This window comes from Nitrospiraceae bacterium (assembly GCA_020632595.1).
Taxonomy (GTDB): Bacteria; Nitrospirota; Nitrospiria; order Nitrospirales; family UBA8639; genus Nitrospira_E.
Genome location: JACKFF010000001.1, coordinates 498,755 through 511,882, shown reverse-complemented (window position 1 = coordinate 511,882; position 13,128 = coordinate 498,755). Strand labels below are relative to the sequence as shown.

At 50.7% G+C, this 13,128-nt stretch carries 8 protein-coding genes; 3 read left to right on the top strand and 5 right to left on the bottom strand.

Annotation, left to right across the window (positions count from 1 at the left end):
• Positions 1 to 25: 25 nt before the first annotated feature.
• Positions 26 to 961 (bottom strand): adenine nucleotide alpha hydrolase family protein, encoded by a 936-nt coding sequence (locus H6750_02265; GenBank protein MCB9773137.1) that lies wholly within the window; start codon positions 959 to 961, stop codon positions 26 to 28.
• Between the two features lie 4 nt (positions 962 to 965).
• Entirely contained in the window at positions 966 to 1,160 is a 195-nt protein-coding gene (locus H6750_02260; protein ID MCB9773136.1) for a thiamine biosynthesis protein ThiS, read from the bottom strand.
• Positions 1,161 to 1,400: 240 nt separating this feature from the next.
• Here H6750_02260 and tkt point away from each other — a divergent pair, with 240 nt between their 5' ends.
• The 3 genes from tkt (at position 1,401) to H6750_02245 (ending at position 7,939) form a co-directional block, all read left to right on the top strand.
• Positions 1,401 to 3,491, top strand: coding sequence for a transketolase (tkt, locus tag H6750_02255; protein ID MCB9773135.1), 2,091 nt, complete (start codon positions 1,401 to 1,403; stop codon positions 3,489 to 3,491).
• Between the two features lie 27 nt (positions 3,492 to 3,518).
• Complete coding sequence (locus tag H6750_02250; protein MCB9773134.1) at positions 3,519 to 6,380, top strand: bifunctional transaldolase/phosoglucose isomerase; 2,862 nt, start codon at positions 3,519 to 3,521, stop codon at positions 6,378 to 6,380.
• A gap of 836 nt (positions 6,381 to 7,216) precedes the next feature.
• Positions 7,217 to 7,939 carry a DUF3313 domain-containing protein gene (locus H6750_02245; GenBank protein ID MCB9773133.1) on the top strand — a complete coding sequence of 241 codons (723 nt, stop codon included), beginning with the start codon at positions 7,217 to 7,219 and terminating at the stop codon, positions 7,937 to 7,939.
• A 489-nt stretch (positions 7,940 to 8,428) separates the two neighbouring features.
• Here H6750_02245 and zwf read toward each other — a convergent pair whose 3' ends face one another.
• Genes zwf through H6750_02230 form a run of 3 tightly spaced genes read right to left on the bottom strand, consistent with a single transcriptional unit; the run spans position 8,429 to position 12,808 of the window.
• Positions 8,429 to 9,979: a glucose-6-phosphate dehydrogenase gene (zwf, locus tag H6750_02240; protein ID MCB9773132.1), complete on the bottom strand. Its 1,551-nt coding sequence runs from the start codon at positions 9,977 to 9,979 to the stop codon at positions 8,429 to 8,431.
• Positions 9,980 to 10,000: 21 nt separating this feature from the next.
• The gene (gene gnd, locus H6750_02235) at positions 10,001 to 10,894 is read right to left on the bottom strand and encodes a decarboxylating 6-phosphogluconate dehydrogenase (protein ID MCB9773131.1); all 894 of its coding nucleotides are present in this window, start codon (positions 10,892 to 10,894) and stop codon (positions 10,001 to 10,003) included.
• Between the two features lie 42 nt (positions 10,895 to 10,936).
• The gene (locus H6750_02230; GenBank protein MCB9773130.1) at positions 10,937 to 12,808 is read right to left on the bottom strand and encodes a glycoside hydrolase family 15 protein; all 1,872 of its coding nucleotides are present in this window, start codon (positions 12,806 to 12,808) and stop codon (positions 10,937 to 10,939) included.
• Positions 12,809 to 13,128: the final 320 nt, after the last annotated feature.

The following is a 13,128-nucleotide window of genomic DNA, read 5'->3' as shown; positions in this document are numbered from 1 at the left end:
GAAATGGCCATGGCGAAGAATGAGCCTACTTCACGGCCGTTTTGGCGCGTGCCATCATGCGACAAAAGGAGCAGGTTCCGGCAGTCGTGGGTTGGCTGCACACGGTACAGGGTTGCAAGGTGGTTTGGTCGATCTGGCTCATAGATGGGGACACAGAGGACGATTTTTCCTGTCTATCAAGGAATCCCCAATAAAACCGTTGCTTGGTGCCCGGTGATTCTGATTCTAAGCGATTAAGCGCGTCTTTATATACCAACATCTTCGCGCCTTTGGCCATCGGGCATTCTTCGACCAGGTAGTCAATCCGGTTGACCACGGCATAAGCGGCAATTTCCCGTTCGGTCATTCGGTAGAGTGGTTTCACTTTTTTCGCAAAACCTTCCATGGAGGCGGGAAGGCTTGGCGACTGTTTTTGCAAATATTCCTCCTGCCACTGCAGGACATTGCCCAGAAGTCTGGCCGCCTCATCATCTAAATTATGGCCGGTGGCCATCACGTCGTAGTGGTTTTGCCAGGCGACCCGATTAAATTGATACCGTTTAATCGTGCCACAGGCTGAGCATGTGGGGCGCTTGATCAGATTAGCTAATTCCTTTATTCCGGCTCCCGCATCCTCCTCCACGGTATGAATCCTCAGGTGGGATCCGCAGGGTTCAGCCACCACTTTGGCAAACTGTTCGACTTTTTCTTTTGACCGGCTGGAATAACCGGGAATGCCTAAATCAACATACAAGGCATCGGCCCGATAGCCTAATTTCAGGAGAATTTCCCAAAGGGTCAGGCTGTCTTTTCCTCCGGACACGGCAACCAGAATGCGATCTTCAGGGGAAAACATCTGTTGAGCCTTAATGGCTCGTTGCACCTGGGTTCGGACAAATTCAGTGAGACACTCCCCACAAAACGCCGTATTGTGCCTTTGTAGTCCCAGCACCGCCCGTTTCGGACATTTCCGGCAGCGCATGAGTTTACCCTCCCGATATGACCGGGCGGATTTCAATGCTATCACCATCCGCCACGGTTTCGTCTTCGGTCATGAGATCCTGCCCGCGTATGATCAAGAAAGCCTCAGGGATTAAATTGAGTTCTTTGAAAATGTCGGCAACCCGTTTGGGGCCTTGGATGACCAGGTCACGGGTGGGATGGCTGAGATGGACTTTCATAGGTTCAAATCATAAAGACAGGTTCATGGGATTGGCAACTGATTTAATTATCCGACTTTTTGTCTTCGCCCGAGGAAAATTTTTATGCCTTCCCGGCAAGTCCGTTTGCGGAACAACCTAGTGGGCCATAGTGTAGAGTGAAAGAAAAACCTATGATAGGATGCAGGTGCTTACCTTTCTCATAATTAAACACCCGTCACGCGAGATAGCCCATTTATTATGGATAACGAAGGAGCAAGAATGAAACCCGCATGCGATTCCCTGGACCAGCTTTGTATTAACACCATTCGTACCTTATCGATGGATGCGGTACAAGCCGCGAACTCCGGGCATCCCGGTACCCCGATGGCCTTGGCTCCTGTCGCGTATTGGCTCTGGAACCGGATCTTGCGTTCTGATCCGGACGATCCCATCTGGCCGAATCGTGATCGGTTTGTTCTCTCAGCCGGACATGCCTCAATGTTGCTCTATTCCCTGTTGCATCTCTGTGGCGTGAAATCGGTGAACGGGCAATATGAGCAATTGGGTGAACTTTCGGTGACGTTGGAGGATATTCAACGGTTCCGGCAATTAGAGAGTAAATGTCCTGGTCATCCTGAGTATCGTTGGACATCGGGTATCGAAACGACGACCGGCCCATTAGGTCAGGGCGTCGCAACCAGTGTCGGCATGGCAATTGCGCAACGATGGATGGCCGCGTATTTCAATCGTCCGGACTTTGAAATGTTTAACTATAATGTCTATGCCATTTGTGGGGATGGGTGTTTGATGGAAGGGGTATCCTCGGAAGCGGCATCTCTTGCCGGACACCTCAAATTATCGAATCTCTGTTGGATCTATGACAATAATAAGATCACCATTGAAGGCCATACGGACCTGGCCTTTACTGAAGATGTGGCCACTCGGTTTATTGCCTATGGCTGGAATGTGACTCGTGTGGGGGATGCAAATGATCTCCATAGGCTGGATCGGGCATTTGGCACCTTTATAAAGGAATCAGATCGTCCGACCCTGATCATTGTCGATAGCCATATCGGGTATGGAGCTCCGAATAAGCAGGATACGCATTCGGCTCATGGTGAACCCTTGGGTGAAGAAGAAATCCGGTTAGCCAAACGCTATTATGGTTGGCCGGAAGACGCACGGTTTCTGGTGCCCGATGAGGTCCCGGCTCATTTCCAACAGGGTATCGGGAAACGGGGCAAAGAGTTGCGGAGCGCGTGGATGGCCCGTTTTGCAGACTATCAAGCCAAATATCCAGAATTGGCCAGCCACTTGTATCAAATGCAACATAGACAATTGCCCGATGGCTGGGACCGTAAAGTTCCTGTTTTTCCGCCTGATGCCAAGGGACTTGCCGGGCGGGAAGTGTCGGGAATCGTATTGAATGCCCTGGCGGCCGCGATTCCCTGGTTCTTCGGTGGGGCGGCAGACCTGGCTCCATCCACGAAGACGCGATTAACGTTTGAAGGAGCCGGGGATTTGACCGGCAGCAATCCATCAGGACGAAATATCCATTTTGGGGTTCGGGAACATGCGATGGGCGCGATTTTGAATGGCCTGTCTTTGTCAAAAGTTCGTCCGTATGGCTCGGGATTTCTCATCTTTAGCGACTATGCCAGACCGGCTATCCGGCTAAGTGCCTTGATGGAAATTCCTGTCGTGCATATCTTTACCCATGATTCCATTGGGGTCGGGGAAGATGGACCGACTCACCAGCCCATTGAACAAATCTCTTCGCTTCGCGCAATTCCAGGGTTACTCGTATTTCGCCCTGGAGATGCCAACGAAATTGCCGAAGCGTGGAAGGTGATTATGGAATTGCGGCACGAACCGGTGATTATGATCGTCTCGCGGCAGGCCATTCCCACATTGGATCGGGTGAAATATGCATCTGCATCGGGCGTGGCCAAAGGTGCCTATGTCTTGGCGGACCCTCCCGATGGGTGCCCCGAGGTCTTATTGCTCGGAACGGGAAGTGAAGTGCCCTTATGCGTGCAAGCCCATGAGCAATTGGCGCTCGAAGGGATAAAAAGTCGGGTCGTCAGTATGCCTTCCTGGGAATTGTTCGAACAACAATCGGAAGATTATCGGCGCTCGGTTATTCCCCCCGATGTCACTGCGCGGGTATCGGTTGAGCAAGCCTCGGTCTTTGGATGGGGAAACTATGTCGGAACGCAGGGCCATTCGATAGGGATGAAATCGTTCGGCGCCTCGGCTCCGCTCAAGGAATTAGCTAAAAAATTTGGTTTTACGGTTGAGCATGTGGTGGCAGCGGCCAAGGCGCAGATTGCACGGCATCAAGCTCATGCCATCACCGCTGACCGCTAACTTCATCCTTTCAAGGAGAATCTCGCCATGAATCCACTCGTCCAACTTTGTGAGATGGGGCAAAGTCCCTGGTACGACTATATTCGTCGGGGTTTGATTACCTCCGGGGACCTTCAGGCGCTTATTGAGAAGGACGGTCTCATGGGCATGACCTCGAATCCCTCGATTTTTGAAAAAGCCATTGCGGGGAGTACGGACTATGATGAAGCGATTGCACAAGTCGCGTCTCAGGTGACGAGCGTCAAACAGATTTATGAGGGAGTAGCCATTCAAGACATTCAGGATGCAGCCGATCTCATGCGGCCGGTCTATGAGACCTCGGACGGTCGTGATGGTTATGTGAGCTTGGAGGTCTCTCCGGATTTGGCTTTTGATACACAAGGCACCATCGATGAAGCGGTCCGTTTGTGGCAAACCGTGGGCCGGGACAATGTCATGATTAAAGTGCCGGGAACTCCTCAGGGGTTACCCGCCATTGAGGAGCTTCTGTCCCAAGGCATCAATATCAATGTCACTCTTTTATTCAGTGTGGTGGTATATGAGCAGGTGGCCTGGAGTTATATCCGTGGGTTGAAACGGTTGGCGGCGCATAGAGGGAATTTGCATCGTATCGCCTCGGTGGCCAGTTTTTTTGTCAGTCGAATTGATACGCTGATTGATAAAACCTTAGACGCAAAAATTTCACAAGAATCCCGTCCTGCCCAACGAGCGATGATGGAAGGTCTTCTGGGAAAAGTCGCCATTGCCAATGCCAAGCTGGCCTATCAAATCTTTCGGGAAGTCTTTGCAAGCTCCGAATTTCAACCCCTCAAAGCAGAAGGGGCACGAGTCCAGCGGGTCCTTTGGGCGAGCACCGGGACGAAAAACCCCAAGTACCCGGATACCTATTATGTTGATAATCTCATCGGTCCGGATACCGTGAACACGATGCCTGAAGCGACGTTTACGGCTTTCCGGAACCACGGAACCGTGAAGAATACGATTCAGGAGGGCCTGGCTGACGCGAAAAAAATCATGCAGCAGTTGGCCGAAGCTGGAATTTCCATGGAGGAGGTTACCGACACTCTCCTGAAGGATGGCGCACAATTGTTTTTGGATGCCTTTGATCAATTAATGGGTGTGATTAGCCGGAAACGGGCCATCATCTTAGGGGAAAAAGTGGACCGGGTTACCTATTCGGTTGGCCCTCTGCAGCCGAAGATTGACGAGGCGCTCAACGAATTTCAGCATACCAATCTGGTTCGCCGTTTGTGGAGTAAAGATCCTACTGTCTGGCATCACGATCCCGCTCATCAGGAGATCATTCGGAATGCACTGGGGTGGTTGCGAATCACAGAACAACAACTTTCTTCGATACCCCGATTGCTGGCTTTGGCCAAAGAGATCAAGGACGCGGGGTTTCAACATATTCTGATCCTGGGTATGGGGGGAAGCAGCATGTGTCCGGAAGTCTGCCGGATGACCTTTGGCTTAATTCCCGGGTATCCCGAATTACATGTTTTGGATAGCACGGTACCCTCGCAGGTGCGGGCATTTGAGCATCGGGTCGCATTGGCAAAAACCTTGTGTGTGGTAGCCAGTAAATCGGGATCCACGACCGAACCCCTCGTGTTTCAAAAATATTTCTTTGAGCGAATGCGACAGGTTGTCGGGGAAAAGGCGGGCAATCATTTTGTGGCCATTACCGATCCTGGCTCGTTGCTGGAGCAAGTGGCCAAGGAGCTGCGATTCCGACATATTCTGCCGGGTGTTCCGGAAATTGGCGGGCGATATTCGGCTCTTTCTAATTTTGGTATGGTCCCTGCGGCTTTGATGGGCGTGAATATTGAGCATTTCTTGTATCGGGCGGAACGCATGCGGCATTCCTGTGGGGCCAGCGTGCCCCCTCAGGATAATCCGGGTGTGATCCTCGGGACAATTCTGGGCATGTGTGCCAAGGCTGGAAAGGACAAGCTGACGTTTGTGACCTCGCCGGCACTATGGGATCTGGGTGCGTGGTTAGAACAATTAGTGGCTGAAAGCACGGGGAAAGAAGGAAAGGGAATTATTCCCATTGATGGGGAATCCTTAGGAGCCCCTGAGGTCTACGACCAGGACCGGGTGTTTGCCTATATCCGATATGAGCAAGGAATTGATGTCACCCAGGAAGCTAAAGTAAAGGCACTTGAACAAGCCGGGCATCCGGTGATTCGCATCACTGTCGCCGACCTGATTAATCTTGGCGAGCAATTTTTCTTATGGGAAATGGCGACGGCGGTGGCGGGAGCTTTGTTAGAGATTAATGCGTTCGATCAGCCAAACGTTCAGGAAAGTAAAGATCATACAAAGAAATATTTAGAAGCCTTCATCAGGAACGGCACCCTGCCGGATTTCCCCTCTTTCCTTACCGATGGCAATGTGACCGTCTATACCGATGAACAGAATGCCTCTGTCCTCAAAGGCAAGGCTTCATTGGAAGCCGTGCTAGAGGCGCATTTTGCTCGTATTCAACCAGGTGATTATTTTGCCATCAATGCCTACGTGGAACGAACCGATCCGATTCATGCCATTTTTCAACGCATGCGCACCAACATTCGTGAGAACAAACAGGTTGCAACCACGCTAGGCTATGGCCCACGATTTCTGCATTCCACAGGACAATTGCATAAGGGTGGACCCAATTCTGGTGTTTTTATTCAGGTGACATGCGAGGATCATGAGGATCTTCCCATTCCTGGTGAACCATATTCGTTTGGCGTGTTGAAAGCCGCGCAAGCATTAGGCGATATGCAAAGCCTGAGCAGTCGTCACCGACGGGTCATCCGTCTTCATCTGGATGCCGATGTTGAAAAGGGCTTGGCTCGCCTGGAGCAATTGATTGAAGCCAGCATCGGTTCGCATGCTCATTAGGTATGCTCAGGTAGGAAGAGAAGGAGGTTAGGCGAACAGAGGGTAGCTGAATCCCTATTGCGGGCGGTCTCAACCTTGTGAACAAACAACGAAAGATAGGTTGATATTTCCCAATATCAGATAGTCTATGTAGATCCGATTGGTGGAGGTGATGAACGATTCATCCGAAGTTTCGTAAGAAAATTTGGCGCGCCTGGCAGCCGGCTTTCGCTCAAACCGAGATTCCCTTATAACATCATCTATTGTGTGTGGGAACATTACATCTATCTCTTTGCTATTGCCCACCAATATCGATGCTTTGGCTATTGCCTAAGACATGGCCTGAGACATGGAAACTATCGTTAACCACAACTTGCTAGCCCCATTATCTTCATTTTCCAGATTCAGAAAGTAATATGGGTTCACCTAGCTGGGACCATGTGTCCTTTACGAAGAATTCAGAAATCTTTTGTAAGGCATGAAAACTAAAAAGTGGATTAAGGTGTTCTGGCATTCGTTGAATATACTTCAACAGGGAGTTCTATAGGGAATGGGGATGACAGAGGGGAATAGGTACCCGTCACACACTGCGCGTATGAAGGCAAAAAGATGGGTGCCTGCTAACGACATACAGGGATGACCAAATGACGATGGATCCCCGCTGATTACTTGCGGGGCGACAGAACGTGGCTTTACTAGCGTGGGCGGCCAGTTTTCTGGTCATTAGGTGCCACCTCAGGGATCATTGCATACCAAGGGCCGAACGATGAGGAATTTTTCGCCATGCACATCCTCGAATAAATAAAATAGATACCTGGTTCCAGTTGAACGCTTCAGAATATGAGAAGGAGAATCGCATGATGATGAAATGTGCACACCGATTGGCAAGTCCATTTGTCCTAAGTTGCGTGGTGCTCTTAGGAGGCTTTGGCGGCTGCGCCAAAACTCAACAGATGCACGAACCTCTCAAAACTGGGTTTCTTGAAGATTATTCCATGTTGCGCCCGGGCCAAGAAGGGGAGGCCCTATTAGTCTACAAAAACCAAAAAGCCGACTGGAAATCGTATGATAAAGCCATCGTTGACTCCGTAACCATTTGGCGGGATAAGGACTCGCTATTGAAGGAAGAATGGAAGGCTGATCTTCAACAACTTGCGGATTATTTCTGGGATAAGCTCGTGAAGGCTTTAATGCCCAATTACAAGATTGTGAGTAAACCCGGTCCAGGCGTCATGAGGGTGACAGTAGCCATTACTGAGGCAGAAGCCTCAAACCCGACAATGGACATAATTTCCTCCGTGCTCCCCCCAGCCCGGATGTTGACGGGAGCCAAAGGAATTGTAGCAAAGGGAAAACCAGGATTTGTCGGTGCAGCCAGTGTCGAAGCAAAAATCACGGATGCGCAAACCGGGGAATTATTAATGGCGGGAGTTGATCGCAGAGCCGGCACCAAAAGCCTCTCCGGGACAACGAGTTCATGGAGTGATGTGGAGGAAGCGTACCAATATTGGGCAAAGAAGCTCAAATACCGACTATGTCGAGAGCGAGGCGAGATGAACTGTATCGAACCCGAAGAATAAGGTCATCAGACTTAGAACATGTCCCCTCATACAGTAGGCATTCATTGCGAGGGGGGATCCCCGCTGCGAACTGGTGGGGGTGATGACTGGTGTTCTTGCAGTTTAAGATTACAATCTCCATTCTTGCTGTCATTGTCTGTCCACTGAAGTCTATGTTTTTTACACTCTAAATCCTTCTCTGCAGCCAACCAATTTTTTCTTTGCACAAAATGGCGAACGATTCCTGAAGGATGGTTCTAACGAACATAATTACTGTAAGCGTTTCGGGCCAGAGACATCGTGAGGTTTGGCCTGGGTTGAATTTGGCTTAGAATCTTTCCGGGTCGCATTATTCTTTTTCTTTCCCACGTTTTTTCTACCATGGGATGTTTCGAAACCTAGCTGGCACGAGAAACACGAACTACAAAATTTTTAGAGGATTTTCCCCTACTCAGGAAGGGAGAAGAGAGGGAGGTCTTATTGGTCTATCGCATTTGAGAGGGGGCGACCCTAGATTTTTCGCCAATGGTGCCCGCCTGCATGAATCAGTCGATCGGCTTCGACGGGTCCCCAGCTACCGGCGGGATATTCGGGTAACCATTTGGTTTCATAGGCACTCCACCCTTCGAGGATATCCGTGACCCATTTCCACGATGCCTCAACGGCATCCCGTCGCATGAATAAGGACGTATCCCCTGCCATGACATCCAACAGCAATCGTTCATAGGCCTCCGGGGAGGGTGCCTTAAAAGCATCGCCGTAGTGAAAGTCCATATCAACCGGATGGGTTTGGGCTTTAGTTCCCGGTACTTTGGATATAATGCGAAGGGCCATGCCCTCTTCGGGTTGAATACGAAGCGTGAGCAGATTCGGAGCCTGGGGAATTTGGGGATTGGCATTAAATAAAATCTGGGGGATGTCCTTGAATTGGACGGCGATTTCGCTGGCGCGCGTCGGCATGGCTTTTCCGGTGCGAATATAGAATGGCACTCCGGCCCAGCGCCAGTTTTCCACAAAAACTTTTAAGGCCACATATGTTTCCGTGGTGGAGTCAGGTTGTACCCCTTCCTCTCGTCGATAGCCAGGGACTTCCTGGCCCTTGATGTTGCCATGGGCATATTGGGCGCGAACGGTCATCTTTTCGACGTCTTGTCCGCGTATTGGGCGCAGTCCCCGTAACACATCCATTCGAGCATTCCGCACCACATCCGGATCCAGTGAGTAGGGAGGTTCCATCGCGATCAGGCAGAGCAGTTGCAAAATGTGATTTTGCACCATATCGCGAAGGGCTCCTGCCCCCTCATAGTAGGTGGCTCGGGATCCAAGGGTGACGGCTTCACTGACCGTCAATTGCACGTGATCGATATATTTATGGTTCCATAGCGGTTCAAAAATGGAGTTGGCAAATCGCATGACCATAATATTCTGGACGGTCTCCTTCCCCAGATAATGATCGATGCGATAAATTTGCGATTCATCGAAGACATTCCCGATGGCGGTATTAATTGCTCGGGCAGAAGACAAATCGTGTCCAATGGGTTTTTCCACAATGACCCGGGAGTACGCGTCCGCTTGGTCAGGGACGGCCACTAACCCGGCCTTCTGGAGCCCCTCGCATGCGGGGGCAAAGGAGGTCGGCGGGATGGCTAAATAAAAAATACGATTACCGGATAGTTTGAATGGTGCCTCAATGTTCTTCAGCCGGTCCCGGATTTGCCCGTAATAGTCGGAGGCGGAAATATCTCCTGCACAATAAAATAATCGACTTTGAAATATTTCCCACTTGTCGGATTCGAGCGTTTGCCGGGAAAATTGTTCAATGCCCTTACGGGCAATCCCGCGAAAATCCTCATCCGAAAGAGGCTTCCGGCCTAATCCCAGTACGGCGAAATTGTCAGGTAACAAACCGTCCAGGAGGAGATTGTAGAGGGCCGGCAGAAGTTTACGCTGGGTCAGATCGCCCGAGGCACCGAAAATAACAATCGTGCACGGTTGAGTCGCTGCGGTTCGGTTGTTTGTGACGGGGGCTTCGGTCCCAGGAGAAGGTTCAATCGGTGACATGTCGACCTCGCAAGAATCCGGTTATGGTCGGACGCTATGTCCGCCAAAAGCCTTCCGCAGTGCCGCTAACATTTTTTCCGCGAAGGAGCTGTCCTGCCGCGAGCGGAATCGGGTGAATAAAGCGGTTGTCAGAGTGGGAACCGGTACGTCCTTTTCAATGGCATCCATGATCATCCACCGTCCCTCGCCGGAATCCTGCACGTAGCCTTGTAATTGTTCCAGCTTAGGATCCTTTTTGAGCGCTCCGGCGGCTAGTTCAAGCAGCCAGGATCTGACCACACTGCCATGCATCCAGAGATCGGCGATTGTAGCGAGATTCAGGTTATAGTCACTTTTTGACATTAGTTCGAAGCCTTCCGCATATCCCTGCATCATACTGTATTCAATGCCATTGTGAACCATCTTCACATAATGTCCAGCACCATGTCCCCCGACATGGGCCCATCCATTTTCTGGAGCCAAGGTTGTGAAGATCGGGGCCAATCGCTTGACGGGTTCCTGTTTTCCACCGACCATCAAGCAATAGCCGATTTGCAACCCCCAAATACCCCCGCTGGTTCCGGCATCAATATAGTGGATGCCACGGGTGTGAAGGTCGGCCGCCCGGCGAACGTCATCATGAAATTTCGTGTTACCTCCATCGATGATGATATCGTTGGCCTCCAAGATTGTTCCGAGATGTTGTACGGTCTCTTCGGTGGGTTGACCTGATGGGACCATGACCCAGACGACTCGCGGTTTGGGTAATTTGGAGATCAGGTCTTCCAAGGATGAAGATGAATTCGCCCCTTTTGTTGCGGCCTCACTGATCAGGGCGGCCGACCGGTCGTAGGCAACGACCCGATGTCCTCCTTGGCTCAACCGGGTGACCATGTTCATTCCCATTTTGCCAAGTCCAATGAAACCGATATCCATATGCGATCCTCCTGTGATTCCGAATGGTGGTCCTTTCAGTCGTCATAGAGCCTGATGTGAGGATGTTGCTGACGGTCGATTACGCCTCACGACAGTGTGGGCGGCTCGTTTTGTATTGAGAGCCAGATCAAGATTGCAGGCCGCCGTTATGAGACCAAAATGTGTAAAGGCCTGGGGAAAATTTCCTAACTGTTCCCCCGAGTGCGAGACTTCTTCGGCATATAAGCGAAGATGATTACCATAACTTAACATTTTTTCAAAGATCAGTCGTGCTTCCGTCAATCGCCCTGCTTTGGTCAGGGCTTCGACTAACCAAAAGGTACACATGCTAAAGGTGCCTTCTTCGCTGTCCAGGCCATCTGAGGCGGCCTTCCCGTTTTCATAACGATACACAAGGCTTCCTAATGACAGTTGCTCGAGTGTGCGATCAATGGTTGAGAGCATCCGAGGATCAGTGGGAGACACAAAGAAGACGAGAGGCATAATCAGGTTGGCGGCATCCAACGCTTCGCTATCGTACGATTGAACGAAGGCTCCAATATCGGCATTCCAACCCCGTGCCATAATTTCCCTGTAGATCCGGTCGCGTTGCTCCATCCATCGGGCCCGGCTGCCTGGAAAGCCCCGTTTGTCGGCCAGACGAATTCCACGATCCAAGGCCACCCAGCACATGACTTTGGAATAGACAAAATGACGGCGTCCTCCTCTGACTTCCCAAATACCTTCATCAGGTTGCTCCCAATTATCGCAGACAAAATCCAAAAGGCGGCAAAGGTTGACCCAGAGATCATAGGAAATGGATGCGCCGTGTTTATTATAAAGATATACCGCGTCCATGAGTGCGCCGTACATATCCATTTGCAGTTGAGAGGCGGCTCCATTGCCGATACGCACGGGGCGGGAACGGCGGTGGCCATCCAGATGGGGCAATTCTTCTTCGGTCAGATTGCGACGACCGTCGATGCCATACATCAATTGGATGGATCCGTCCGGATTGAGTTCGCAACAACGGGCATTGAGCCAATCCATGAATCGACTGGCTTCCACCGTAAATCCCAGGCGCAAGAGCCCGTATATCGAAAAGGCTGCATCCCGAATCCAGGTATAACGATAGTCCCAATTTCGGGGACCCCCGATATTTTCTGGAAGACTGGTTGTGGGAGCCGCGACAATGGCTCCGGTTGGAGCATAGGTTAGGAGTTTGAGGGCCAAGGCTGACCGGTGAACCACTTCCCGCCATCGTCCATCGTATTGGCATTGAGCCAGCCAGCGCTGCCAGAAGGCGGACGTATTTCGAAAGGCCTCATCGCCGGACTCTGGAGTGGATAACAGCTGGTCGCCGTTTTTGACTTCGATGTATTCCAAAAAAAACGTCAGGCTTTCGCCCTGATGGAGTGTGAATTCTTGATACGCCAAATTTTCCCGCGTTTGAAGGGGAATGGGGCTGACCAATCCCACGGATTGTTCGCCGGATTGAAAAATGATGCCTTTCGGTCTGGTCTCGATGTCATGAAGGTCACGACCAAAATTAAATGCGGGCGCGCATTCAAGTCGAAAGGTGACGGTTCCACGGACCACGGAGAGCATCCGGATGATTTGGTGGCGGCGAGGCCGGTATCCGGCTTCGTCCGATTCGATGGGCATGAAGTCAGTGAGTTCGCCGACTCCATCATGTTGCAGAAACCGGGTCAGCAGGATATTGGTTTCGGGCAGGTACATTTGTCGCGTATTGCCCTTTATGACGGGGGCAATCTTGAAGTACCCTCCAATTTTCTCGTCAAGAATGGCTGCAAATAGACTAGGGGAGTCAAAGCGTGGCAGGCAACACCAATCAATGGATCCATCGATCCCAACAAGCGCAATGGTATGAAGATCTCCAATAATGCCGTAATCACCGATGTTTTTATAACTCATGCATCGCTCTCATCAAGGAATGAATGGCTACATCAAGAATTCCAAAAGCCAATATACCCAAAAGTAAACAACAAGCACTATATATAGAGATGAATTTATCGATAGGGCGCAATATTTAGATTTTGATTTAATTAAGAACGAGAGCCCCCAATATGGTCATTCATCAGCAGCGCATCTGGAGGGTATTTCTTCTTCTGATCAATATCTGAAGGGACGTCCTTGTTTCGGCCCGTAGGAAACATGAAACTTCAAGAATTCATCCGTGCTACACGTGAATATCAATGAGTCGTGTTGACCGATCTATGCGGGGTGGTGGTTCT